Origin of the sequence: Photobacterium sp. CCB-ST2H9, assembly GCF_023151555.2 — a bacterium.
GTDB lineage: Bacteria > Pseudomonadota > Gammaproteobacteria > Enterobacterales > Vibrionaceae > Photobacterium.
Genome location: NZ_CP100425.1, coordinates 1,486,687 through 1,511,542 on the forward strand (window position 1 = coordinate 1,486,687; position 24,856 = coordinate 1,511,542).

Genomic DNA, 24,856 nt, shown 5'->3' on the forward strand with positions numbered 1-24,856 from the left:
TGCTCTGAAATTCATCTGAATCCACACATATTGGAGAAGCACAATGAAAGTCATGGTCATCGTGAAAGCAAGCGAAAGTTCGGAAGCCGGTAAAATGCCAAGTCAGGCGTTATTGCAGGCAATGGGTGATTTTAATGAAACCCTAGTCAAAGCAGGCATTATGGAGGCCGGCGAAGGATTGAAGCCCAGCAGTGAAGGTGTTCGGGTGCGTTTCGATGGACGAGATCGTTCCGTGACGAAGGGGCCTTTTGCGGAAACGAATGAACTCGTGGCCGGTTATTGGGTGTGGAATGTGCGCTCAATGGAAGACGCGATCGCGTGGGTGAAAAAATGCCCGAATCCGATGGAAGAAGCCTCTGACATTGAAATCCGTCCTTATTTTGAAATGGATGATTTTGCCGGGATCGATTCTGATGGTTCGGTTCGGGAGCAGGAAGACAAGTTACGGCAAACACTTTCGATGCAAAAAGCTCAGTCGAACTGCTATCTGTTTTTTTCCGGACGTTGTGACGAAGCACTTGAATATTATCAGAAGCATCTGGGTGCCAGTGTTGGTTTGATGTTCCGGTTCAATGAAAGTCCTGACCCGATACCTGAGGGTATGTTACCTCCGGGCTTTGAAGAGAAGGTCATGCACTGTGAGTTTAGGATCGGGGATATGAAAATTTTCGCTTCAGATGGTTGTGGTGATGAAGGGCCGTTTACCGGGTTTAACCTGACGTTGACGATTGATTCTGAAGACGAAGCGCGCCGGGTGTTTGATGCGCTGGCTGATGGTGGATCTGTGCGGATGCCGCTTGAGAAAACCTTTTGGTCACCTTTATATGGCCAGGTGACGGATAAGTTTGGTATTGGCTGGATGGTGATGCTGCCAAGCAGCGACACCAACCCGCAGTAAACTTTCTCAACTCAAACAAGGAGTGTGGCTGTCATGAAATATGTGGCTTTGGTGTATTACGACGAGTCTCAAATGAAATCACTGACGCAAGCCGAATGGGATTCGCTGAATCGGGAGTGCATGGATTGCGGTGAATCACTGCGTTCCCGGGACTATATGATTGGCGGCGAGGCGCTGCTTTCCACTCAGACAGCAACGACGTTGCGTGTCCGGAATGGCAAGATTGACATCACGGACGGGCCGTTTGCTGAAACCAAAGAGCAGTTGGCTGGCTTTTATTTGCTGGATGTCCGGGATCTGAATGAAGCGATTCAGGTGGCGAGTAAAATTCCGCCGGCACGCTATGGCAGCGTTGAAATCCGGCCGGTACGCGAGCTTCAGGCAGAAAATAATGTGGTTTATCAAGACGCAGATGTTCGGTGAGCATCATTTGCAGAGGAGAATCACCATGAGTTATGTAGATGGCTTCGTTTGTGCTGTGCCGACAGATAAACGAGACGAATATCAGCAGCATGCTGTAGCGGCCGCGCAGTTATTCAAAAAGTACGGTGCTGAGCGTGTAGTGGAAACCTGGGGAAATGATGTACCGGACGGAGAAGTGACTTCATTTCCGTTGGCGGTTCAGTGTAAGCAGAATGAAACTGTGGTGTTTTCATGGATTCAGTGGCCGTCAAAAGCGGCACGGGATGAAGGTATGGCGAAGTTCATGAAAGACCCATTCTGTGACCCGAAAGAAAATCCCATGCCTTTTGACGGGAAGCGCCTGATTTATGGTGGTTTTGAAACCATCGTCGATTGTTAGTTTCAGCTGAACTTTAAATAGGAAAGCAAGCAGATATCCATGAATGAGTTCAGACCTTTTCTGAACTCATTCATCGTCAGACTAGGCAAGTTGACGTTCTCTGGTAGAATTCTGGTCCTGCAGCCAACTCTGAACACGGGGAAGGCATCTGAAACTAGCCTGGAAATGACTCAATGAGCCAACAGCAACCCAATAACCCTTTACATGGATTAACACTTGAGAAGGTGCTAACCCGTTTGGTCGAACATTACGGTTGGGATGGGTTATATGACAAAATCAACATCAACTGTTTTTATAACGATCCTTCCATCAAGTCATCGCTGAAGTTCCTGCGCAAAACCCAATGGGCAAGAGACAAGGTCGAGACCTTGTACATCAATACATTTCATTAAGGAATTGAAATAGCATCATGCTATCGGCGATGAGTATTACGATTTGTCACGGTTGCTGATGTGCTTCTGATGGGAACTGGAATATTGCTCCGGACGTAGTTTCGGAGCAAATCTTGTTTTGACGATGAATGATGCCTTTTGTTGGTCCCATATTTTTGAGTTCCTGTTTTAGAAAGTGTTATTCAGGCATATTTTTCTGAAGTCGTTAAAGGTATGGTGACTAAGCCATGCGATATCAACAACGCGTCTGAAGTCAAAAGGAGTTTCAACGATGTATACCGGAGAATGCCATTGCGGCAATGTACAATTAAAAATTAGTCATTTAACGAAAACAGCGACACGCTGTAATTGCTCTGTTTGTCGTCGATATGCTGCATTATGGGGTTATTTTACAGAGTCAGAAGTTGAAATCACTGTTGGCAAATCTGGTCTTGAAAGTTATGAACACGGGGACCGCTACATTTCGTTCCACCGCTGTCAAAACTGTGGCTGCATGACGCATTACACATCAACACCGAAAGCTCAAAGTGATCGGGTCGCAGTGAATTATCATATGTTTCCAATGGCAGTGATATCGTCTGTGCATGTACGTCATTTTGATGGCGCAGATAGCTGGAAATTCCTGGATGAATAACTGAGAAGGGCTGATGAACCAACGGATGAATGCTTTTCTTGATGGTTGCGTACAGAAAACACTGTCATACTGTGTGTTCTTTTCTTCTGAATCATGTGAAAATAATTTGAAATGACAGTGCTTCCCCCGAGGTATTGATTCATCTCTGGGGGATGCATAAACATTGTAACAAAGTGTAATTATTGCTTGTGAATTTATATTGTTATCATTTTAACTACAGGTAATGTTGTCATTATATATTGTTCTTAAATCCGGGTTCGCTGTTATTAATGATGCTGTCATTTTTCATGATTTTGTGAAATTATTAACTGAAAGTTAGATAATTACATATTGTTTTATTGTGAAAATTGGTTTGATTGAAATGAAATGTTTTAAATTGAGTGGATTCAAACTTGGTTTGTGGACGGTGAGTTCTTCTGTTCTATATTTAAACCTGCGAAAACAGTTGGCTTGAAAATGATTTCGCATCATTCATGGAATTGAATGGTTTTATTATTTTAAATAACAGGATAAAAGAATGAACAGGAAACTGATCGTACTTGCATTAGCAGGAATCTGTATTTCCGGTGCAAATGCAAATGCAAATGCAAATGCAAATGAACTTACTCACTTTGTTGAGATGGATGAAAAAGCAACCTTTATTGAGGGTGAGAATGTCGTCCAGGTACCCGCTGCAGAAGCATACTTCCAGCCGCGTGAATATTCGATCGCAGAGAAAGCTGCTGCCATGAGTGCAGTTGCGGTTTCAGCAGATGGTACCCAATACAAAGCAGAGATATCGGAAGAAACTCTGGCACTTTTAGAAAGCGCAGTCAAAACGATGCAAGCACAAGGATTAGATGCCAGCATCTTTACGACAGAGCCGCATGAGCCGACGAAGCCTGTTCTGCCCGATGATACTTTCTCAACACTGAAAGTAATTGGGGCGGACAATCGGGTTCGGGTGACAAACACGACATCAGCACCCCACTCCTATAATGGCCGGATTGATGTTGGCTGTACGGGAACTTTAATCACCAAAAAACATGTTTTAACCGCAGGCCATTGTGTCTCGAATGGTTCAGGAACATGGTATAAATCGCTGAATTTCACTGCAGGTCAAAATGGCTCCTATAAGCCTTGGGGAACTGCAACCTGGAAAAATGCGGTCACAACGACGGCATGGCACAATAATGGCGATACAAACTATGATTACGCCATCATTGTACTGAACAGTGAGCCTAACGGCGGTAATTCGGGCTGGGGAACCTATTCTGGCGGTACGCACAGCGTAACCGGTTATCCGGGTGATAAGCCTTTTGGCACGATGTGGACAGATTCCGGTTCAACCGATGCTATTTCTTCTCGTCGTGTTTGCTATACGCTTGATACGGCTGGTGGTCAGAGCGGTAGTGGCATTAAAGATAGCAACAATTATGTCAGGGGTGTGCATACGACAGGTTCTTCAACAAGAAACTGTGGTACTCAAATTACAAGCACCGTCTATAACACGCTCAAAGATTGGATCGCGAAGAATCCTTAATCAACCCATAAATCATAAAACGAGGGAGGCTAAACGATGTTGGGCCTCTTTCATGAGGAAACATGATGAGATACGTTGCGATAATATTTCTGATGCTGCTGCAGGCATGTACGGCGACAGACTCGTGGAAGCGAGTCATGATTTTGGGAAGTGCAGAGGCGAATGATCCTGTGTTGGCACAGGTGGAGGTGTTTGAGAAAAATGGCCTGGTGAAGGATGTGACTGTTCTGGAATCGTTCCCGGTGCAGATATGGCTGACGGCATCACAGGAGACGATAGATAGTTTGCAGCAAATTCCCCGTAAGTAAAGAGTCGCCTGTTGACGGACTGGATGAATCTGAATTTTTGGATTGACGCGACCGATGTTGTAAAGCATCAGCCATATTGTTATCCGGTTATTTGCTGAAAAAATTACGATTCTGAGATGCTCAGCCGCATCAAGTGAAATGATATTTTTGCGGGGCTTCAGTGGTCCCATGGCTGGAAATGCGTTTGATATAAATGGTCATGAAAAAAATAATTGCGTTACTGTGCTGTTTTTCTTTTGGTGCTTCTGCTGCAGAAAGTGTGTGTTTTGGAACAACGTCGAACGGTCATTTGGAAAATGGCAAGCAGTTACCGGCGGAAGGGCCAAACTTTGTTGGATATAGTGATATTGCCAGGTTGCTGGGGCGGACTTATGTTCATTCAGACGTTTACAGTATCATTCTGGATGCGTATTCAGGTCTGGAGAAAAAGGCTCCCGGCAAGGTCTTTAAATATGCTGAGACAGGTTTCAAATCTGGCGGGAAATTTTATCCGCACAAAACTCACCGAAATGGTCTGTCTGTTGACTTTATGACGCCGGTTGTCAATCAGAAAGGGCAGTCGGTACATTTGCCAACTCATCCGTTGAATAAATTCGGATATCATATTGAATTCGACCTTCAAGGGCATTATCAAACACTGACCATCGATTATGAGGCGATGGGTGCCCATCTTATTGAGTTACATCAGGAAGCCATCAAAAGAGGATATGATCTTTGGCGGGTGATTTTCGATCCTGATCTGCAACCATACTTGTTTCAGACTAAGTATGGTGATTACTTGAAAAAGCATATTCAGTTTTCAAAACGACGTTCATGGGTCAGGCATGATGATCATTATCATGTTGATTTTGAAATACCATGCGATGAAATACCTGCCAACAAAAATAAGGCATAACCTTTGCGGAAAGCTGCTCATCACTATTCATGAAGCGTTCAACGAAACCTTTCGTATTTCCCTTTCTATGCGTTTTTTTCCGGAAAACGCCAATGTTTTTGCTGAGTATCAACAGCCCTGATGGGATCGATGGCGTCTCAATCAACTGAGCCATCAGAATCGCTCAGGCAGTGATGCCTTTTGTTCAAACGTTTTGCTTGTGCGGGCGTGTAATAATTGGCGATCACTGTGACGATCTCAAACCCACCTTTAGTGTATATTTTTATCAATAAGACAATACCTTAAGAATATTTGCACGAAGTGTGATTACGTGTCGGTTTTATGTTCGTTGTTGCATAATTTTGCGCATTTAGTTTGATATTGATTCCTTTATTTGCCAAGTCATTTGATTTAACATTTTTTTAACCTTGTGTTTAGTCAACAATGTGTGCGTTAAATCGCTTCTTAATTGTTGGCTAAAAACAAGGAGTCACAAATGCAAGTATGCATGACAACAACAAAGACACTGCTCGCGACAGTGATTAGTGCAACGATGCTTACCGGTTGCTACTGGAAAGATCCAACGAGCGCTGCAGCATATGTGAGCAGCGAGATTGAACGTGACGCTGTCGTTGAACATCTGGAAGAACTTGAAGCTCGTGCTTCGAAAACGACAGACGGCAATTCAGTGACACGTGCAGCGGGAACCGATGGTTACCAGTACTCGGTGGATTACATTATCGATGTCATGAAAGAGCATGGCTATCGTGTTTCTACTCAGGAATTTGATTTCCGTGCATGGGAAGAATTAAACGGCACGAAGCTGAATGTTAATGGTGTTGATTTGATCAGCACTCGTGAAGCCGGGGAAGGTGTAGAACCGGATTATGCGGTGATGTCTTACTCCGGTAATTCGAATGGCGAGCTGACTGGACCTATTGTTTTTGTGACGCCAGATTTCAACTTTGGTTCACCTGATTACGATGACACGGATGGCTGTGAAGCGACAGATTTTGCCGGTAAAGATGTGGTCGGAAAAGTGGCGGTGATTCAGCGCGGTGGCTGTTCTTTCAGCGATAAGGTTGTCAACGCCCAGAATGCTGGTGCGAAAGCAGTGATTGTCTTCAACCAGGGGAACAGCGAAGGCCGTAAGGCTGTCGTCAACGGCACTCTGGGTAGTGATACAGCTGCCGCAATTCCTGCATATGGTGCGCGGTATGACCTGGGTAAGCAGTGGTTTGATTTAAGTGTTACGCAAGCGGTACCTGTTGCACTGTCCGTCAATGTGAAGGATGAAATGGTTGTCACGCAAAACGTCATTGCTGAAACCAAGCGCGGAAATCCGAATCAGGTTGTGATGCTGGGAGCGCATTTGGACTCTGTTCCTGAAGGCCCGGGGATTAACGACAATGGTTCAGGTACTGCGGGTCTGCTGGAATATGCGGTGACGCTGGCTGAAACGAAAGCACCTGTGAAGAACAAGGTTCGTTTTGCCTGGTGGGCTGCAGAAGAAGCGGGTCTGGTTGGTTCTGAATACTACACAAACGAACTGTTCGCACCGATTTACGATCAGGCACAGAAAGAAATTCTGGAAGAGCTCGGACTGGAAGATCCGAGTCAGCTGACAGAAGAACAGATTGAGATGGTTGAAGCGCGTTACAGCAAACTGAATAAAGTGAAACTGTATCTGAACTTCGACATGATCGGTTCGCCAAACTATATCTATGGTGTGATGGATGGTGACTTGTCTGATACGAAAGACAGCCCGGATAATGCCTATACCGGTGATTTCAAACCGCCTTATGGTACATCGGATATCGAGTCTATTTTCAATCAGTTCTTCGGCGCCAAGTCTGAATCAACCATTCCGCAAGCACTTTCCAAACGCTCTGACTATGCAGGTTTTGCGGATTGGGGGGTTGCGTTCGGTGGTCTGTTCACTGGCGCTGAGAAAGTGAAGACTGCAGAGGAAGTTGAGAAATTTGGTGGTGAGATCGACGTTGCTTATGACAAGTGCTATCACCAGGCTTGTGATGATCTGAATAACATTAGTCAGGAAGCTCTGTATACCAATACTCAGGCGCTGGCTTATGTCACGACTTATTACGCATTCAGTAAGCCGCTGTTCCCGCCAAAAGAAGAACCGGCTGCGAAATCAATGACGCGTATGCAAGGTGTCTCTGAGCCAGTACAGAAACTGCGTATTGGTGAGAAGCTGAAAGCGGCAGAAAGTCATTCTGACCACGGCCACTTCCACGGTGACTTTGATCAGGACCGTCAATAATCATTTGATGTTTGTTCATGATGTCACAAAAGCCACGCAGATCGATGCGTGGCTTTTTTCTTTTTTCAGTGAGGTGATTCAATTATGATTCATCTTAAAAGCAGGGATGAATTCTGGGTCATATCGGAAGTGAAGCGTGAATATCACAATTGATGAATTAGAAGCCGGTGATGTTATTGCTGTGACTGAATTATGGCGTATGTCGATGCAGCGTGCGACAGGTATTCCGGCAATTCATTCTTTTGAGTCTCAGGCATATTTCCTGAAAGAAATTTTGGCAAAGACTCATGTTCTTTATGTTGCATGTATTGAAGAATCACGAATTCCCGTCGCGTTTATGGCTGCAAATGATCAGGAAATCAGTCAATTATATGTACATCCGGATAGCCAGTCTCTTGGTATCGGGCGTCAACTGCTCAATCTTGCAAAGAAAAATGCCAAGGGTTCCTTAAAATTGCGGACATTCGAGGTGAACGTCAATGCCCGAAACTTTTATGAAAGACATGGTTTCGTTGCAATAGGCGGTGATAGTGAAAATGAAGAGGGCATGCCGGATATTTTGTATGAATGGAAAGTGAGATAGTGAGATTCAGGCCATCTCATGACCGCTATTCCTGTCGTCATATCTGGTGAAATTGTGTCGAAAGTTTGAAAAGGACAGATTGTGTTTTCAACGCTCTTTCAGAAAGAAAAGCCCGCGGTTTACCTGGGTACACTCGCGGTCGCACCGAATGGGAACATCAATAAATTCGAGCGATGGTTGAACGTTACGGATTATCAGATGGAAGACGAGATGCAAGTAAAGCTGGAGGAGATCTTTTGTCTTCAGCGCGCTACATCCGATACACAATTTCAAAAAAACGATCTGATTCTGGATGTTGTCATTGTGAAATTACAGAATGGGAATTTCATCGATATCTGGTCCGGGGAAGGACTTTTTTTCTCTGTGTTTTACAGACCCAAGATCAAACTGGTTTCCCGGTTATGTTATGCCCGGTCGAAACAAACGAAAGAAACATTCGAGGTTTCTCAAACCGTGCCATGGTCTGCTTTTGTTAAAAAGTTTTTCACCTTCCGCGGATTTTTTGGGATTCGGCCGTTATTCAGCGACCGGGAAATGGAAGTCTTGCTCATGCAAGGCTGTTTAGCGTTGCTGGATAAGATGCGGAAAAGGATTTAAAGCGCTCACTGTGAATGCTCATGTACCGTACATCAAAAACAGCCGAAAACCTTGTATTCGCCGTGCATCTCAAAAGGAATGACATTTGAAACAACCGATTGTGGGCTATCATCAGGATGAAGAGGGAGACTGGGTTGCGGAACTTGGCTGCGGCCATTTTCAGCATGTCAGACATCGTCCGCCGTTTATATGTCGGCCCTGGGTCACAACGGCAGCGCGCCGGAAGGAGAAGCTGGGATTCCTTTTGAATTGTAAGAAATGCGATCTGGGCGAACCGGCTGATATCAAACCCGTCTGACTTCAGACGAAGGACTATCGTTTTTTTTCAGAAAAGGAAGCACTGATGAACAAACATCATAAGGGGCAGACTCACCCGAAAGTGGACGGCTATATCCAAAATACCAGCCAGTGGCAGGATGAAATTCTTCTGGTGAGAAAGATCGCCCTGGATTGCGAGTTGACGGAAACCCTGAAGTGGGGGAAGCCCTGTTATACCTGTCAGGGGAATAATATTGTTATCTTGCAGGGATTTAAGGCATCTTTTTGTGTGCTCTTTTTGAAAGGGGCATTACTGGATGATTCTGCTGAAATTCTGGAAGCGCCGGGTGAGAACACACAGTTAGCCCGGAGGGCGCGGTTTACTGGTCTGGATGAGGTCAAACGGCATACGGATACACTCAGCCGCTATATCAGTCAGGCCATTGCTATCGAAAAATCAGGGGTTCAGTTTGACTTTAAGACGACTGAGGCTTTTGAGGTGCCCGAGGAGTTTCAGACAAAACTCGAGGAAATGCCCGAGCTGAAGCAAGCGTTTGAGGCTTTGACGCCGGGTCGGCAGAGAGCTTATCTTTTACATTTTTCCGGCGCCAAACAATCCCGGACCCGTTCCTCCAGAGTTGAACAATGTATTCCTCAGATTTTGGATGGGAAGGGCCTGAATGACAGGTAATCAGTCTTTTGGTGAATCTAGCTTGATGAATAAACAAGAAATAAAGGTCACGCTCAGAGATATTACAATCCGAGAGCGTCCAACACTCGAAAACCTTTTTCAGTATTATCTTTATGAACTGTCAGCTTTTTTGAAGTGGAACCCGAATGACGACGGTGTATATCCGTTTAATGCGCTGAGCCTGCACAAGTATTGGGAAAGGGAAGACCATTCTCCATACTTTATTTTTCAAGGGGATGAACTAGCAGGTTTTGCGCTGGTGCGTTTATACCCCGGTACTCAGTCTGCGTACGATGTTGAACAATTTTTTGTTCTCCGAAAGTTCAAAGGGCAAGGTGTCGGCAGGCAAGCATTGCAATGTATTGTCAACCGCCATCCCGGACAATGGCAAATTCGTGTGTTACTTGAAAACACACCCGCACTGACATTCTGGAAGTCTGCAGTGCACAGTATTGTCGGAGAGCGTTATACACTTTCAACAGAGACAGATGTGGACTTGCTTATGTATTTCATATTATTTCATGTCTAAGCGTAACTTTCTGGTATTTATCGAAAGATGTCATTTTGAACAAAGGGAATATAAAGGTTAAGCATGGAATTAGTTTTGCTCTCTTCTGATTTAGAAGCGGCATTTGCCGACTTCTATCACGACTTTGTGAATCACGATCCTGAAAATGCCGGTTTTTATCAGCAAGGGACAGAAAACTTCTCGGCTTATGTTCAGCAATTACGAGATGAGGAGAAAGGCATCAACCTGCCAAAAGGTTATGTCCCGTGCAGCCATTTCTGGCTGATTGAGAACGCAGTGATTCTGGGAGCAATCCGGGTGCGTCATCACATCGAGAATGATTTTCTGGCTCTGGAGGGCGGACATATTGGTTTCGATGTTGCACCGTCTTATCGTGGCCGGGGTTATGGAAAAGAGATGTTGAAACTGGTGTTGCCCAAAGCCAGCGAATTGGGCATCCGGAACGCACTGATCACTGCGGATGAAGATAATATTGCATCCCGGAAGGTGATCGAAAATAACGGGGGAATATTTGAAAATGTGGTGAAGGGAAAAGTGTTTCCCGAACCGATCGCCCGTTATTGGGTCACCTGTGACTGCTGAGTCGTTGCCTGCCATGAAAGCTTTCTGACGATACCTGGCTGGTTGTTCATTGGGTCTGAGAACAACAGCCGGATATTATTCTTCCGAGATGTGATCAACGTACCTTATTTTCCCTTGTCTGCCGGTTCCTTTCCCTGAAATCAGGGCTAGTTTTATCTGGAAATAGCTGCATCCGAACACTTCAACTGTTAAAGCGATAAGGAGAAATCGTATGTCTTTTACAGTGATTAAAGGTGAATTTGTTCCGCAAGCTGGCAGACCGGACGGGGATTCAATCCGTTTTCGGCCGGATGATCCGACTCCCTTGTTCCAACTCAAACGTCGGGGCAGACCACCCAGAATCAGTACCAGCACCGGGACGATTCAGTTGCGGTTTGAGGGAATTGATACGATGGAATCAAAGGCGGCCACACCTTTTTCATCGAATGCGACAGTCAGCAATCTTGAATTATGTGGTGTGCCTGAAGGTGTCGGGACTGCACGAGGGTATATTTTAACCAATCAGATTGGCCCGAACGGACGCCCCATTGCGTTTGTGTATTTGGGGGATCCAGTTGAACCCGACGGTTCTCAGGTGTATTTAAACGTTGATCGCATGAAAGAGAGTGTGAATTATCAACAGATTACCCGAGGCCATGCATATCCTTTATTTTACGATACGCTGTTTGACGATTTGCGGATCGCGTTAGCACAGGCGGTCGTCGAAACCCGAGCGACTCGCCAGAATATCTGGGCTGATGATATGACCAATAAAGGGGCGGTTTACTCTGGTGAATCGTCGCTTTCAACGATGAAACCCATTTTCCCTAAACTCTGGCGACGGCTTGATAAATACAGCCGCGATCCGGATATTGCACACCCCAATCATTTGGCAGAATTTCGTGAGTATCTGGAGTCTCTGAGAGAAGAGCGCGTTTTTGTGGTATCTGAAGGTAAAATGACCGGTTTAGATAACGTGGTTGAAATCGAAGGGGACACCGTGAAATTAAAATATTTACCTGAAGATTTGATTGTGATGTCAGTTTGATGTGTAAAAGATGCAACCTACAACAATGACATGACGAGCGTAAAGCTCGTCATCTTGTTTGGTTATCGGTTGAATTCCGCCAACAGGTTCCTTAAGACAAGTTGTTCTTCTGTTGTTGTGCCCTGAAGTGGTTTTCTTGGCATGCCGGCATTCATGCCTTGAATGACCAGTCCGGCTTTCACCACTTTCGGAATACCTGCGGTGACCATCAATCTTAAAAGCGGCAACTGCCGGTAGAAAAAGTCCTGTGCGGCTGCGAGCTCACCTGAAGAAACCAGCCGGAACAGAGTTTTGGGTCGTCTGCCCAGCAGATTAGGCGCAGCGGTACACCATCCACTGGCTCCGGCACAGAGGGCTTCAAGCGCTAAAGGATTACTCCCGTTGTAAAAGGGTAACTCTCCAGAAGACAGTTCATAAAGCCGGTGCATTCTCTGAATATCGCCTGAACTTTCTTTCACCATGGAAACATTCGGAATCGTTCGGAACATCCTGACCAGTAGTTCAGGGGACATATCAATGCCACTGGTGGCCGGATTGTTATAGACCATGATTGGGAGAGATGTCGCTGTGGCGATCGCCTGATAATAGTCAAAGATCTCTGTATCCGAGAGCTTCCAGTAGGAGACGGGAATGACCATGATGGCATCTGCCCCCACGGATTCAGCAAACCGTGCTTTCAGGATGGCCTGGCTGGTGGTCAGCTCGCCAATACCAATCATCACCGGAACCCGTTGGTTCACCGTTTTCACTGTGTATTCAGCAACCTGCTTCCATTCATCCAGGCTGAGATAGGCGCTTTCGCCCGTGCTGCCCAGTGGCGCAATCGCATCGCAGTCTTGATCGATCAGGTTTTCCAGTGTTTGACCAAGCACATCAAATTGAATTTTTTCCCCGTCATGACTGAAGGGCGTAATTGGGTAAGCAATAATACCGGAAAGTTGCATCGTATTTTCCTCAAAGACAATCAGGGTGATTTTTCAGTGCTTGTCGGACGTAGTAAGCAAAATTGACTTTATTTCGCTTATCCGTGGAGACCCAGTCATGGGCTTCACGCGCCAGGGACTGTGGCAAGGGCTGAATTTGCCCGGCAGACATCGCGAGCAGCTGCAGCTGTGCAGCGCGCTCAATCAGAATGGCCAGGTTGCAGGCTTCTTCAATGGTTTTACCGACAACCAGTTGTCCGTGGTGTGCCAGTAATACGGCGCGGTTTTTGCCCAGTGATTTGGAGATGATGACGCCTTCTTCATTGCCGACAGGCACGCCCGGCCAGTTGCTGAGAAAAGCACAGTCTTCATACAAACCACAGGTATCCATCTGAGCAATGGTCAGGGGCATCCGCAGCATCGATAGAGCCGCGACGTGTGTCGGATGTGTATGGATAATGCAGTTGACGTCCGGATGCTCTTTGTAAATCCAGGTATGAAATCGATTTGCCGGGTTGGCCATGCCTTCACCATCCAGCGGGATCAGGTCCTGATCAACCTCAAGCAGGTTCTCAGCTGTTATTTCATCAAATCCCAGTCCAAACCGCTGCGTAAGAAAAGTCTCGGAGGGTTCCCGGCGGCAGGTGATCTGTCCGGCCAGACCGGCGTCATGACCTTTATCAAACAGAATGCGGCATGTGAGTGCGAGCTTTTGCCGTTCAGTGAGGGCGGCATCTTCAATCAGGTCGGTCATACGTTCCTGTGCGGTTCGCATGAGTTCCTGCTTGGGAAGCGTAGCAGTTTTCATTATCGGCTCCTTTTGTTGCATCACGTCATTTGTCCCGGGATACTAACGGTCATCTGGACCAGAAATAACATCCAGATTTAAAATATGTAATGGTCCAGATGGAGGGGGGAATACATGCAAAGACCCTGGCAGATGAAATACTGGCTGGAAGAGAGCCAAGGACAGTCGTTCCACCGAAGGCTGACAAATCAGCTGGTGCGGGACATTCAGGCAGGCAGATTACAACCCGATACCATGATGCCGGGATCACGGGCTCTGGCTGCGGAGCTGGGGGTAAACCGGAAAACCGTTCAGCTTGTTTATGAAGAGCTGGAATCGCAAGGTTGGCTGGTGACAAAACCAAGGCGCGGCACATTTGTCGCCTGTGTATTACCAGAGCAGGATTTATCGGCAGAAAATCTGGCATTGGTGAACGGCGTAACGCAACCCCGGTTGCCATCAGCGCTGATGCGCTCGATGTCTGAGGTAGCCATGACAGCTGAATATGGAGTACCGGTTGCGAACGACGGGATACCGGATGACCGGCTAATCCCTTATGAAGTGTTATCGCGGGCTTACCGGCGAGCAATTATTCATGCGAGCCGGCTGGCAAAGCTGGGGTACGGTGATCCTCGCGGAACCACTGAGCTGCGCAGTGCCGTGCGGAACATGCTGACGATGGACAGATACATGAAGGTTTCAATGGCCCAGGTCTGCATTGTCCGTGGCAGCCAGATGGGCATTTATCTCTCCTCAAGGCTCTTGAATCCTGAAAATGGTGTCATGGTTTTTGAGGAGAGGTGCTACCCGCCGGCAATGGCTGCTTTTGAATCGAATGGATTTCAGATCGTCCGTTGCAAACTGGATAAACATGGTCTGGATACAACAGCGCTGAAGCGGATACTTGAGCACCATCAAGTCGCGGGTGTTTTTACCACGCCCCATCATCAGTATCCGACAACAGTGACGATGTCGATGGAGCGGCGGTTGATGCTGTTAAAATTGTCTAAAATTCATCACTTCGCTGTGATTGAAGATGACTATGACCATGAGTTTCATTTTGAATCCGGACCGATTCCTCCGCTTGCCAGCTTACCCGGTTCAGAGAATGTGATTCACATTGGTTCGATGTCAAAAGTGTTCGCCCCCGGCCTTCGGTTGGGCTATCTGGTCGCGGATGAAAGGTGGATTGACAGAGCCGCTCAGGAAGTGATGCTGATAGACCGGCAGGGAAATACACTGACAGAATTGGCGGTCTCCGATCTGATGGAAGCGGGCGAGGTGAAAAAGCATATCCGGAAAGTCCGGAAATGTTATGAAAGCAGGCGGAACTTTGCAGCCCGGATGTTTCAGCAGGTGTTTGGCGATCAAGTCCGTTTTGATTTACCGGCGGGCGGAATGGCTTTATGGATAGATATTTCAAAACTGACTGCTGATCAATCGTTCAATATTTCAGAGCTGAAACAATATCAATTCGAACGATGTGATGCGGGTGAAAAAAGCGAACTGAGTCATATTCGTTTTGGCTTTGGTGCATTAAATGAAGATGAAATCCGGGAATCTGTCAATCAATTGGCTTCAGTGCTAAGGTGAGACTGATTTTTAAAGGTGACGGCTCCGAGTGATCTCAAGTTGTGAATCAAAATTTTCAGGGAAAGAATCATGATTTTTCGCAATCTGAAAGGCGCGGTTATACCGGGCCTGTTTCTGATGATATTGACTGGATGTGCGCATACGGCTGGGGCTGATGCTTTATTATCAAACTATCAGGGTCATTATATGTGGGTTGATGAACCGGGGAATCAAGCAAACCCGCTGGCAGTGAAAGCGGCAAAGCAGGTTTGCGGTTATGAAGCCTATACGAATAAAAAGTACAGCTATCAAAAGTATCAGATGTTTCTTTGTATGGAAAAGTTGGGCGTCTATCAGATGCTAGTCCCCAAACTGCCTGACTATGAATCACTTGCAGGAGATATGTGAATGGAAACCAGTCGAGCGATTGTGACAGAGAGGCTCGTCTGAACACCGGCTTCTGCGGATGATATTGCGAACGATGTACCGGAGTGGCTTCACCAATGGCCGTTATAGATATATTGGTTATTACAATGGTCAGGACAGTGAACACTATTTGCAGGAAAAAGTGAATGAACGCTGGAAGACGGTTTACGGGAATCAAGAGCATGAATATCTGACAATGTGGTGGGCGAAGGAATTTACCTAGCTGAGTAATCAGCAGTTTATTTTCAAAAAGCCTGCAGAATCCGACCCGAAGATGAGTGCTTATTATCTGGCTACTTTTAAATGGGTTGTTGGCGTCTGACGTTTCTCCGGTGATTCGTGTGTACGATTGAATGGAGCCGGATGAACAAGGGCAGACAATGAAATGTGTTTCAACATTAGTTCATGCCGTATAACACAAGGAAAAGGAATGATTCGAATTGAGCAATATACCGACGACCGTCAAGAGGAAACCGGTGCACTCACAGTAAAACCGGACCAGGCTGAATTTAACATTGGCAGAATGCCAGAAATCCTGGCGAATTTACGATCTCATGAGCACGCTTGTTTAATTACAGTGAATCGTCAGGTCGCTGGATTTTTTATTCTGGATACAGACTATGCCGAGACGTATCGTTTTTGTCCCGAAGGCGCATTGGGTGTGAGATCGTTACTGATCGATCAAACATTTCAGGGGCAAGGCATTGCCAGTCAGGGGATAAGCGCATTGCCAGCGTATGTCAGCATTCATTATCCGGACGTGCAGGCACTGTATTTAACCGTGAATTGCCGCAATATGCCTGCTTATCCGTGTTATTTGAAGGCAGGATTTCGTGATACAGGTGAGTTGTATCATGGCGGGCCTGCTGGTCCGCAACATATTTTCTGTCTGCATCTTTCTGGCGAGAATGAGATGGCCTGCTAGCCTTAGTGGGTTCGTACCTATTTTGTTCATTCAAAAGGGAAATCTCACATGACCCGAAAGATTTTTATCAATTTGCCCGTCAGAAATCTGGATGCTTCAACACGTTTCTATCAGGCGCTGGGTTTTTCTGTGAATTCGCAATTCACGGACAGCACGGCGGTTTGTATGGTGTGGAGCGAAGCAATACATGTCATGCTGCTGACACATGACAAGTGGCGCACATTTACCGACAGGCCAATTCCGCCGGCGAATGCCAGTGAAGTGATGCTGGCGTTATCCTGTGAGAATCGCCAGCAAGTAGATGCCATGAATGAGGCTGCCTCAAGACTTGGCGGAACGGCAGATATTCATCCGTTGAGAGAGCTTGGTTTTATGTATAACCGTAATCTGGCTGATCCGGACGGGCATGTCTGGGAAGCGGTGTGGATGGACATGGCGGCCTTACCGTCAAAAGAGTGAAGAATTCATCTCAGCATAATGGAGTTTTGCGATGGAAAATGTATTGATTACCGGCGCATCGCGCGGCATTGGTCTTGAACTGACAAAACAGTTTCTTGCACGGGGAGATAAAGTGATCGCCACATACCGTGGTCAGCCTGGCAAGGGGCTGGATGATCTGGCGATATCATCCAATTTATATTTGCATCCTTTAGAAGTCACCGATGAAAAAGCAGTGAATGCGTTTGCAGCGTCGATTGCTGATCATGTCGATATCTTAATCAACAATGCCGGTGTGATCGGACCGGAAGCACAAAGCCTGGAAACTTTGACGGAGAAAGGCTGGCTGGAGACGTTTGCCGTGAATACCATCGCACCGTTCATTGTCAGCCGGGCATTTCTGCCTAATCTGAGACGTTCGGATCGGCCCAGAATTGTGACTGTCTCCAGTATGATGGGCTCACTCAATGGCGAAGGAACGGGTATGTATGCATACCGAAGTTCCAAAGCTGCCGTGAACAAAGTGATGCAAGTACTGGCAATTGACTTGCGTGATGATGGCATCACGGTTTGTCCGATTCATCCGGGCTGGGTGAAAACCGATATGGGCGGCGAGGGAGCTGAAATCACTGTGCAGGAAAGTGTCTCGGGGATCGTGAAGCTGGTGGACAGACTGTCGCCAGAGATGAGTGGTCAATTTTATACCTGGGAAGGGAAAGTGCATGCCTGGTGAGAGGAATCACTAAGCAAGTAATGAAGAAGGATTTGGGCTTCAACACATGGATGTGGAATGAACAAACAAAAATTAATGATCCTTTTTGCCAGTCAGCAGAGTTTTCACTCGTTGATCGTCGGGATCATGCTCCCCGTTCTGGTACTGCTGTTTCAGTCCCGGGGGCTCAATCTTCAGGATGTCGGTCTCGTGATGGCGGTTTGGGTTGGCAGTACCGCCATGCTGGAAATTCCATTAGGTGGTGTTGCTGACCGGTATGGCCGAAAATCTACATATTTGTGGTCACTGGTCGTGAACCTGGCAGGCGTGGTTGCACTCTATTTTGCTTCCGGACTCGGCCTGATTTTACTTGCGGCCTGTTTACTCGGGAGCGCACGTGCAATTTATTCCGGAACGTTAGACGCATGGTTTTACGATTCCTTTCAGCGGGCTGATGGACATCTGACCTATCATCAGGCGCTCTCAGTGGTGAATATTTGTGTGACGGTCGGGCTTGCGGCGGGTGCTTTTCTTGGCGGATGGTTACCGGATGCGATTCAGTCTGAGCCTTTTGATTTTACCGGTCAGTTCAATATCAACTTGCTGGTTGTGGGTGGCGCGACGCTCTGTCTGTTCCTGTTTACGGTCTTGTTGATTCAGGAAGATGTCTGCAGAAGCTCTATGACAGGGTCAGATGCAAAGAAGCAACCTGGCTATAGGGGACAAATGAAAAAAGCGCTGCGCGCTTCGATGACCCAAGATGTACTGAAGCCACTGATGCAGACAATGCTGATTTTTGGTGTGGTCCTCAGCAGTCTTGAGAACTTCTGGCAGCCTTTTTTAGCCTCAATTATTCAAGGCAGCGACTATGGCACGTCTTTCTTCGGCGTTGTGTCGGCACTTTATTTTCTGATGGCGGCAGCAGCCTCTTTATTTTCCGTGAAGTTCTTGAGGGCTTTTGCCGGGTCGCACCGAATGTTATTGCTTGCCACCAGAATCATTGCCGGTGGGGTGCTGCTCGTACTGGCGATGACGAAAACACTTGAAGCGTTTGCTGTCAGCTATCTGGTCTTTTTCTTCTTTTTCACCATGGGGATTAACTCAGAGCGTGTTCTGCTCAATGAAAACACTGAGGATGAAAACCGCTCCACCATGATTTCAATCAGCTCTTTTACCATGATGCTGGGCGGGATGGCGTCTTCCTTGCTGTTTGGGTATATCTCTGAAGTGTATGGTATCAGTATGAACTGGATGATTTGTGGTGGCCTGTTAATCCTGAGTTCTCTGTTGTATTTGCGTATTCCGTCAGAAGGTCCTGCCGTGGAAGCCTGATTGATGTCTGCTTGCCAGAGTACGCTGTTGACAGGCATCATGAGTCAAAATTTTTTGAAGGATGGGTGTTCATGGTTATCTGGCCAGCTGTACTGAAATATGACGGTGACCCGGAGCTGGTTTATCTGGCTGACCAAGCGGTATGGGAATCGGATGCCGATTTGCACTGCTTTGGATTCCAGGCGGGTGATGTGCTGATTGACTCAGACGGTCAGGTTTTTTGTCTGGAAAGTCAGGCCAGAGAAAGCATCTGGCATTTATCTGCAGAACGTCAAATGCCCCTGGCGGAAATGATTACGATGATTCAGTCTCATCAGTCCTGCCAGGGCGCATGCTGTGCCGCGAAGGTTTCCTTTCCCACTTTTTCTGAGGCCATTGCAGCCTTGGCTGACAGTGCGCAGTAGAAAATCGATTGAATATTTCCGCAGCTTTTTCTCAGCTTATATTCTTTGCTGATTATTCCCAGCCAAAAACGGCATCGTATGTCTGACAATTTCCGACCAGAGACTCAGTGTTCTCGAGGTAAAGCTGCTGATCAGCGGAAACAGGGTAGGTGAGCCATTGGGAGCACTGGGCACTCTGGCCATTCCCGATTACCAGCTTACTGCCCGGTTTCAGTTCGCAACGTGTCATTTTGTCTAATGGCGACCACTGATAGCAAATCTCATAGCCTGCGCGATAATGGGCGACTTTGCCGTCTGGCTGACTGGTTGCCCACCAGGCCCCATACTGACTGTTCGGGTTGGTGCTGTTCCAGGCGCGGTAAATCGTCAGTACTTCTCCGTCTTTGACTTTGTACACCTGCCCCTGACAGAGTTTGCCCTGGTTTGGCTCACCCAGTGAATTCGTCAGAAGCTGCGGGTCGTCGTCAGCTATCAATTTGCTGGCCCATGCCACGGGAGGTTCGGTTGAACCAATACAGTTTTCAGCAGCAAGGATTTCCTGGGTTGCATTGGCAACATTTGTCTGTCCGGATTCGTGCGTGGTCGTTGTACAGGCGGTGAGACTCAGGCTGCCCAATAGTGCCGCAGCCAAGGAGAGTGTTGATTTCATACATGTTCCCTATGTTCGATGATGGATGCACCCATTATCGTATTCAACAGAGGGCTTTGCTTGCAGGCAGCAAAGCAAGCTGAAATTTTTAGAGACAGCTAACAGTTTGAACAGGCAGCGTTGAGCAGTAAGGGAAGATAAAGCGAAAAAAACCGGAACGAGATGTTCCGGTTTTTGGGCATTATTTTCTCGCGTTGGCTTGCTTTTTATTGTCGACTGCCGCTGCGGTAGGGGCGGGAGATGCCCCGGGTTTGCTGGCTGCAACTGACGCAGTGCCTGCAGCAGCGCTTTTATCAGTACTGCCTGCAGCTTCTGCTGGTTTCAGCTGAGTCGGCGGTGTCAGTGGGGCCGCATCTTTCTGGCTTCCCTTGGAATCAGCACTGGCTTTCGCCGCTTCTTCTTTATTCAGTGTCACGACTTTTTCTTCATCAGCCGGGTGGGTCTGACCCAGGAAGCAGCCGCCACGCTCGATGCAAATGTCGTTGGTATAGATGACACCTTTGGCTTTGCCTTTCTCCAGAATCTCAATGCTGGCCGCGTGGCAAGCACCTTCATGCAGACCGTTAATCACGACTTTGTTGGCGAAGATTTCACCGGATACCCGGCCGGTTGCACTGATTGACAGTGTCTGTTCCGTACGAATACGCCCTTCAATATAGCCATCCACCTGGATATTACCGCTTAATTCGATATCCCCTTTGATGGAACAGCCTTGTGCAATGATAGTTGCAGTTGAGTGCTTACTTGTGTTTCCAGCACTTTTACTAAAGAGTCCCATTGGATGCTCCTCTCATGGTTAAACAGATAGTCAAAGTTATCGGGTCCCCAGTTGATGAAAAATTTGGGGTTCAGTGCCCGACCCAGAAAACGTACCTCGTAATGGAGGTGGGGGCCGGTAGAAGTACCGCTATTGCCTGATAGGGCAATCAAATCGCCTTTTCGGACGAAATCCCCGGTTTTGACCTTGAATGTCTTTAAGTGCGCATACAAGGTCATAAAGCCATAGCCATGATCAACTTTCATCAGATTGCCATAGCCTTTTTTGCTCGGTCGGACCAGCTCAACCACACCATCAGCCGGTGCATAAATGGGTGTGCCGGAATTCCCGCTCATATCAATCCCTAAATGACGGCGTTTATTCCCGAAAATCGGGTGGTTACGGGAACCATAGCTGGATGAAATGCGACGATAATCCATCGGACTACCGTTCGGAATCACCTTCAGCATGGCAACTCGAACCGCGGAGTTCAGCGCCGCCGTATCCAGCCGGTCATTCAGTGGTTGTTCATCTTCAGTGTCAATGCCCAGGACGTTCTCCAGGTCATTGACGCGCCCTGTAATCTGCTCCAGCTCATAACGACGATCAGCCAGATTCTGCTCCAGCGACTGTCTGTCGCTTTCCAGGGTTGAAATTTCATCTTTCAGTTCCGTCGCATGACGACTTAACTGCGTTTTTTCCTGTTCTGTCTGATTGACGGTTGTCCATAAATACTGAATGGAAAAAGCCATCACGATGACAGTGACAATAAACAGCAGAAAAGTGGCAACCAGGTTGCGTCGCAGATACTTTCCTAACTGAAAATGGTATGAACCATTAATTGTTGATATCGAGATTGTGAGTTGATCTTTCATTACGCTAAGCTCATTCGCTATCTCTAAGGCTTAGGCGACAAGCGGCTGGCAGAATTAACTTATATCAGGAAATGGTGATGTAAAATTGTGCTCTGTGGCATAAGTTTCCTGCTTCGCATCCTGCGGCGATGTCCCATTAAGCAACCAGAAAGAAGAAATACAAAAAAAGAATAAAAGCCAGCAGTATGGCAGCAAGCGTCGGGTAAATGATGTAGTAGTCACCACCACGCCGGGCTCGCTTGAAACACAGGTAAACCAGCAGCCCGTTGTAGCCAAACAGTAACAGACTGATTGTTGTCCCTGCATTCAGAGTCATCTGATGCATCCTCAGCAGAAAATGGCTGAGCAGGAAGTAATCCAGGACGATCAGCCAGAGAAATAACTTTTGCAGTCCGTCTGGTCGGCGTACCCGGGGGTCAACAACAGAAGAAGATGCAGCTTTTTTCATTGGTTTCTTTCGCTAATGGTGAGCAGACGGCAAAGGGGATGCCTTTGCCGTCTGCAGGTTAAGACGCTTTGACGAAATCCTGTCGAATCACAGGCTGGTTAAATTCGGCTTCCTTGCGTGCTTGCTGAAGCACCGGGCCGTCTTCATGTTTCGCCGGGCCTCTGAACAGGGTTTCTACCATACGCGCAGCCGCAGCTGTCAGTACGAACAACTCAATGCGGCGGTTCTCGCTGGCACTTGGTGTTTCCGGATTCAGAGGCGCCTTATCAGCCATGCCTGCAACCTGCAGTACACGTTTTTCAGGTGCGCCACCTGCAATCAGGGTCTGGCGGGCCACATTGGCACGGGAAGCGGACAGTTCCCAGTTTGTTTTATCACTGATGGAACGGCTGTAGCGGATGGCATCGGTATGACCACTGATAATCAATGGATTCTCAATCTTTTTGAAAATCGGGGCCAGCGCTAACAGTAAATCCTCAAAGAATGGGGTGAGCTGACTGCTGCCGCGGTGGAACATGTTTTCGCGGAAGTCATCTTGCAGGACAATCCGAAGACCCTGCGGGGTGACATCCACATGCACATTTCCTTCTGCAGAAGCCTGTTTTGCCAGTTCTTCAACGACTTTCGCCAGCACTTTGAGCTGCTCCTGGCTGTCATAAGTGCCCTGAACCAGAGATTCTGTATACTGGCCATCGCCGTTACCATCATAGAAAGAGGTGACCGTCACGGCTGCGTTATGAGAACTTAAATCAGAGGCTTCACCACCTAAGTCAATCGGGGACAGGCTGGTGGAGCTGTCAAACGGGTTGCCGACTCCCTGATCGAACAGGCTTGAGCTGTTGAGGTGCGCAACAATAGCTTTCCGTTCCGATTGGTCAACAATCGCCAGAATCCACAACACCAGAAACAGAGCCATCAGGGCGATCATAAAGTCAGCAAAAGCAACTTTCCATGCACCGCCATGTCCGACATCATGGTCGTTCTGGCGTCTGCGTTTGATGATGATCTGATTGTATCGTTGCATCATGCCTCCTGTTCAGACAGCCATTTTTCCATGTCGTTGAAGCTTGGCTTGATGTCTAACTGAATGTTCTTACGGCCGGCATCAATCGCCAGCAGGGTTGGTTTCTTCGCCACATAAGCGACCAGTGTTGCGCGAACACATTCAAACGCAGACATATCACGCTTCACGCGTTGAGACATGGCATTACTCGCTGGGTCTAATACACAGTAACAGCCGAAAATGCCCAGAAAAGTACCGACCAGCGCAGCAGCAATTTTTACACCAATCAGACCGATACCTTTATCAAGGAACTGCATCGTGATGATGATCCCCATAACAGCGGCAAGAATACCAAAGCCAGGCAGCGCTTCGGCCGTCCGGTGAAGTGAGCGGGAAGGCAGCAGCAGATCGTCTTCAATCGCCATGATTTCCTGCTCCAGCATGGCATCCAGTTCATGTGGTGACATCTGACCCATCGCCATCAGACGCAGGTTATCGGTAATGTAAGCCACTAAGTGGCTGTCTTCTTTGATCAGCGGATAACGTTCAAAGAGCTCACTGTTCTGCGGATCTTCAATATGGCTGTCGAGGGATTTGAAACCGCCGTTTCGGATAGTTTCCAGCAGCAGTTGCATCAGGCCCATCAGCTGCATGTAATACTCTTGCTCATTTTTACGCGGCTTGACGATATGGCGAAGCTGGATGCGCATTTCACGGATCACATGGGGCGGGTTGCCGACAATGATGGATCCCAGTGCTGCACCAACAATAATCAGAATTTCAGCAGGCTGCCAGATGGCAGAAATGTCGCCACCAGCCCATTTGAAACCGCCGAAAACACATAACAAAATGACGATTGCGCCGGTAAATTTTTGCATTTCAGTTTGCTCCTATCAGCAAAGATATTGATTCAGTTGTTTCAGGGCCTGCTTATGAAGCTGGCACACGCGTGGCGGTGTCAGGTTGAGCACCAGTGCAATCTCATGCAGGTTCATATCATGTTGATAGAACAGAGTAAGCAGCAGCTGTTCACGAGCTTTCAGCTTACCCAGTGCCACACCCAGGGTGCGGCGGATATGCTCATGACGGACAGATTCACCGCCGTCATTCGTCATTGAGAAATCGTTGCCACTTTCCAGAAGCTGATCCAGGCTTTGCATTTCGCTGGCCATGGAAGCATTCAGGCGTTGCAGATAGTCCGCCTGGTCGGTTCCCAGCGCTTCAATAATTTCAGCTTCCGTCGGCTGTCTGCCGAGCTTTTTCATTAAATCGCGGGTGACGTCATTCAGCTCATGCGCCTGTTGGCGGGTCTGGCGTGAACGCCAGTCAAGACGGCGAAGCTCATCCAGAATCGAGCCGCGGATACGGCAGACTGCGAAAGACGGAAAATTCGGGTCTTCGACATTGCCGTAACGGCGACCGGCTTCCAGCAGTCCCATCAGACCGATTTGCTGCATATCTTCCAGACTGCAATGGGTGCTGACATGACTGCGGAGTTGATTGACAACACGTTTTACTAATACAAGGTGATCACGGATCAGCTTATCTTCGTTGATGACCGGGCTGTTTCGCCCGGTTTCCTGTTCGCTGTCGTAATGTTCAGTCGGGTTGATATCAAGCATAA

General features: G+C 47.5%; 33 protein-coding genes. 24 read left to right on the plus strand and 9 right to left on the minus strand.

Annotation, left to right across the window (positions count from 1 at the left end):
* Nucleotides 1-43 precede the first annotated feature (43 nt).
* From L4174_RS07065 to L4174_RS07140, 16 genes are all read left to right on the plus strand, one after another.
* Nucleotides 44-898, plus strand: coding sequence for a YciI family protein (locus L4174_RS07065; RefSeq protein WP_248139845.1), 855 nt, complete (start codon nucleotides 44-46; stop codon nucleotides 896-898).
* Nucleotides 899-931: 33 nt separating this feature from the next.
* Nucleotides 932-1,321, plus strand: a complete 390-nt coding sequence (locus L4174_RS07070; RefSeq protein ID WP_248139846.1) for a YciI family protein — start codon at nucleotides 932-934, stop codon at nucleotides 1,319-1,321.
* A 25-nt stretch (nucleotides 1,322-1,346) separates the two neighbouring features.
* A complete protein-coding gene (locus tag L4174_RS07075; protein ID WP_248139848.1) occupies nucleotides 1,347-1,700 on the plus strand; it encodes a DUF1428 domain-containing protein in 354 nt (117 codons plus the stop codon).
* Nucleotides 1,701-1,873: 173 nt separating this feature from the next.
* Nucleotides 1,874-2,092, plus strand: a complete 219-nt coding sequence (locus tag L4174_RS07080) for a VF530 family DNA-binding protein (RefSeq protein WP_248139849.1) — start codon at nucleotides 1,874-1,876, stop codon at nucleotides 2,090-2,092.
* 271 nt (nucleotides 2,093-2,363) lie between these two features.
* The gene (locus L4174_RS07085) at nucleotides 2,364-2,726 is read left to right on the plus strand and encodes a GFA family protein (protein WP_248139851.1); all 363 of its coding nucleotides are present in this window, start codon (nucleotides 2,364-2,366) and stop codon (nucleotides 2,724-2,726) included.
* 517 nt (nucleotides 2,727-3,243) lie between these two features.
* Nucleotides 3,244-4,248, plus strand: a complete 1,005-nt coding sequence (locus L4174_RS07090) for a serine protease (RefSeq protein ID WP_248139853.1) — start codon at nucleotides 3,244-3,246, stop codon at nucleotides 4,246-4,248.
* Between the two features lie 62 nt (nucleotides 4,249-4,310).
* The gene (locus L4174_RS07095) at nucleotides 4,311-4,556 is read left to right on the plus strand and encodes a hypothetical protein (RefSeq protein ID WP_248139855.1); all 246 of its coding nucleotides are present in this window, start codon (nucleotides 4,311-4,313) and stop codon (nucleotides 4,554-4,556) included.
* Nucleotides 4,557-4,755: 199 nt separating this feature from the next.
* Nucleotides 4,756-5,451: a penicillin-insensitive murein endopeptidase gene (locus L4174_RS07100; RefSeq protein WP_248139856.1), complete on the plus strand. Its 696-nt coding sequence runs from the start codon at nucleotides 4,756-4,758 to the stop codon at nucleotides 5,449-5,451.
* Between the two features lie 475 nt (nucleotides 5,452-5,926).
* On the plus strand, nucleotides 5,927-7,714 hold the full coding sequence (locus L4174_RS07105) for a M28 family metallopeptidase (protein WP_248139858.1): 1,788 nt from the start codon (nucleotides 5,927-5,929) through the stop codon (nucleotides 7,712-7,714).
* A gap of 136 nt (nucleotides 7,715-7,850) precedes the next feature.
* Entirely contained in the window at nucleotides 7,851-8,297 is a 447-nt protein-coding gene (locus L4174_RS07110) for a GNAT family N-acetyltransferase (protein ID WP_248139860.1), read from the plus strand.
* A gap of 81 nt (nucleotides 8,298-8,378) precedes the next feature.
* The gene (locus L4174_RS07115) at nucleotides 8,379-8,894 is read left to right on the plus strand and encodes a hypothetical protein (protein ID WP_248139862.1); all 516 of its coding nucleotides are present in this window, start codon (nucleotides 8,379-8,381) and stop codon (nucleotides 8,892-8,894) included.
* Nucleotides 8,895-8,979: 85 nt separating this feature from the next.
* Nucleotides 8,980-9,192 carry a DUF3565 domain-containing protein gene (locus L4174_RS07120; protein ID WP_248139864.1) on the plus strand — a complete coding sequence of 71 codons (213 nt, stop codon included), beginning with the start codon at nucleotides 8,980-8,982 and terminating at the stop codon, nucleotides 9,190-9,192.
* A gap of 45 nt (nucleotides 9,193-9,237) precedes the next feature.
* On the plus strand, nucleotides 9,238-9,843 hold the full coding sequence (locus L4174_RS07125; RefSeq protein WP_248139866.1) for a YdeI family protein: 606 nt from the start codon (nucleotides 9,238-9,240) through the stop codon (nucleotides 9,841-9,843).
* Nucleotides 9,833-10,372 carry a GNAT family N-acetyltransferase gene (locus tag L4174_RS07130; protein WP_371929384.1) on the plus strand — a complete coding sequence of 180 codons (540 nt, stop codon included), beginning with the start codon at nucleotides 9,833-9,835 and terminating at the stop codon, nucleotides 10,370-10,372. The genes L4174_RS07125 and L4174_RS07130 overlap by 11 nt, the downstream gene beginning before the upstream one ends.
* 63 nt (nucleotides 10,373-10,435) lie before the next feature.
* Nucleotides 10,436-10,954, plus strand: a complete 519-nt coding sequence (locus tag L4174_RS07135; RefSeq protein WP_248139868.1) for a GNAT family N-acetyltransferase — start codon at nucleotides 10,436-10,438, stop codon at nucleotides 10,952-10,954.
* A 211-nt stretch (nucleotides 10,955-11,165) separates the two neighbouring features.
* Complete coding sequence (locus tag L4174_RS07140) at nucleotides 11,166-11,981, plus strand: hypothetical protein (protein ID WP_248139870.1); 816 nt, start codon at nucleotides 11,166-11,168, stop codon at nucleotides 11,979-11,981.
* Nucleotides 11,982-12,043: 62 nt separating this feature from the next.
* Here the strand turns inward: L4174_RS07140 and L4174_RS07145 are convergent, their stop codons facing one another.
* Together L4174_RS07145 and L4174_RS07150 are read right to left on the minus strand one after the other, a co-directional pair.
* Nucleotides 12,044-12,925, minus strand: a complete 882-nt coding sequence (locus L4174_RS07145) for a dihydrodipicolinate synthase family protein (protein ID WP_248139871.1) — start codon at nucleotides 12,923-12,925, stop codon at nucleotides 12,044-12,046.
* A gap of 10 nt (nucleotides 12,926-12,935) precedes the next feature.
* Nucleotides 12,936-13,712 (minus strand): aldolase, encoded by a 777-nt coding sequence (locus L4174_RS07150; RefSeq protein ID WP_248139873.1) that lies wholly within the window; start codon nucleotides 13,710-13,712, stop codon nucleotides 12,936-12,938.
* 114 nt (nucleotides 13,713-13,826) lie between these two features.
* On the opposite strand from L4174_RS07150, the gene L4174_RS07155 reads away from it, so the two are divergent.
* The 8 genes from L4174_RS07155 to L4174_RS07190 all read left to right on the plus strand — a co-directional run bounded on the left by L4174_RS07155 (nucleotide 13,827) and on the right by L4174_RS07190 (nucleotide 19,500).
* Nucleotides 13,827-15,284, plus strand: a complete 1,458-nt coding sequence (locus L4174_RS07155; RefSeq protein WP_248139875.1) for a PLP-dependent aminotransferase family protein — start codon at nucleotides 13,827-13,829, stop codon at nucleotides 15,282-15,284.
* Between the two features lie 69 nt (nucleotides 15,285-15,353).
* On the plus strand, nucleotides 15,354-15,671 hold the full coding sequence (locus L4174_RS07160) for a hypothetical protein (RefSeq protein WP_248139877.1): 318 nt from the start codon (nucleotides 15,354-15,356) through the stop codon (nucleotides 15,669-15,671).
* A 58-nt stretch (nucleotides 15,672-15,729) separates the two neighbouring features.
* Nucleotides 15,730-15,912, plus strand: coding sequence for a hypothetical protein (locus L4174_RS07165; protein ID WP_248139879.1), 183 nt, complete (start codon nucleotides 15,730-15,732; stop codon nucleotides 15,910-15,912).
* 207 nt (nucleotides 15,913-16,119) lie between these two features.
* Nucleotides 16,120-16,614 (plus strand): GNAT family N-acetyltransferase, encoded by a 495-nt coding sequence (locus tag L4174_RS07170; RefSeq protein ID WP_248139881.1) that lies wholly within the window; start codon nucleotides 16,120-16,122, stop codon nucleotides 16,612-16,614.
* A gap of 48 nt (nucleotides 16,615-16,662) precedes the next feature.
* A complete protein-coding gene (locus L4174_RS07175; RefSeq protein WP_248139883.1) occupies nucleotides 16,663-17,073 on the plus strand; it encodes a VOC family protein in 411 nt (136 codons plus the stop codon).
* A gap of 31 nt (nucleotides 17,074-17,104) precedes the next feature.
* A complete protein-coding gene (locus L4174_RS07180; RefSeq protein ID WP_248139885.1) occupies nucleotides 17,105-17,785 on the plus strand; it encodes an SDR family oxidoreductase in 681 nt (226 codons plus the stop codon).
* Nucleotides 17,786-17,842: 57 nt separating this feature from the next.
* Nucleotides 17,843-19,096: an MFS transporter gene (locus tag L4174_RS07185; RefSeq protein ID WP_248139887.1), complete on the plus strand. Its 1,254-nt coding sequence runs from the start codon at nucleotides 17,843-17,845 to the stop codon at nucleotides 19,094-19,096.
* 71 nt (nucleotides 19,097-19,167) lie between these two features.
* Nucleotides 19,168-19,500, plus strand: a complete 333-nt coding sequence (locus L4174_RS07190) for a DUF4144 domain-containing protein (RefSeq protein WP_248139889.1) — start codon at nucleotides 19,168-19,170, stop codon at nucleotides 19,498-19,500.
* 52 nt (nucleotides 19,501-19,552) lie between these two features.
* Here L4174_RS07190 and L4174_RS07195 read toward each other — a convergent pair whose 3' ends face one another.
* The 7 genes from L4174_RS07195 to L4174_RS07225 all read right to left on the minus strand — a co-directional run bounded on the left by L4174_RS07195 (nucleotide 19,553) and on the right by L4174_RS07225 (nucleotide 24,854).
* Nucleotides 19,553-20,149 (minus strand): hypothetical protein, encoded by a 597-nt coding sequence (locus L4174_RS07195; protein ID WP_248139891.1) that lies wholly within the window; start codon nucleotides 20,147-20,149, stop codon nucleotides 19,553-19,555.
* Between the two features lie 181 nt (nucleotides 20,150-20,330).
* Nucleotides 20,331-20,927, minus strand: a complete 597-nt coding sequence (locus tag L4174_RS07200) for a polymer-forming cytoskeletal protein (protein ID WP_248139892.1) — start codon at nucleotides 20,925-20,927, stop codon at nucleotides 20,331-20,333.
* A complete protein-coding gene (locus L4174_RS07205) occupies nucleotides 20,831-21,781 on the minus strand; it encodes a M23 family metallopeptidase (RefSeq protein WP_248139894.1) in 951 nt (316 codons plus the stop codon). Before L4174_RS07205 ends, L4174_RS07200 begins: the two co-directional genes overlap by 97 nt.
* 136 nt (nucleotides 21,782-21,917) lie before the next feature.
* On the minus strand, nucleotides 21,918-22,229 hold the full coding sequence (locus L4174_RS07210) for a hypothetical protein (protein ID WP_051642023.1): 312 nt from the start codon (nucleotides 22,227-22,229) through the stop codon (nucleotides 21,918-21,920).
* A gap of 58 nt (nucleotides 22,230-22,287) precedes the next feature.
* Entirely contained in the window at nucleotides 22,288-23,253 is a 966-nt protein-coding gene (locus L4174_RS07215) for a flagellar motor protein MotB (protein ID WP_248139896.1), read from the minus strand.
* Complete coding sequence (gene motA / locus L4174_RS07220) at nucleotides 23,253-24,110, minus strand: flagellar motor stator protein MotA (protein WP_248139898.1); 858 nt, start codon at nucleotides 24,108-24,110, stop codon at nucleotides 23,253-23,255. The genes L4174_RS07215 and motA overlap by 1 nt, the downstream gene beginning before the upstream one ends.
* Before the next feature lie 15 nt (nucleotides 24,111-24,125).
* Nucleotides 24,126-24,854 (minus strand): FliA/WhiG family RNA polymerase sigma factor, encoded by a 729-nt coding sequence (locus L4174_RS07225; RefSeq protein WP_248139900.1) that lies wholly within the window; start codon nucleotides 24,852-24,854, stop codon nucleotides 24,126-24,128.
* Between the last annotated feature and the right edge of the window lie 2 nt (nucleotides 24,855-24,856).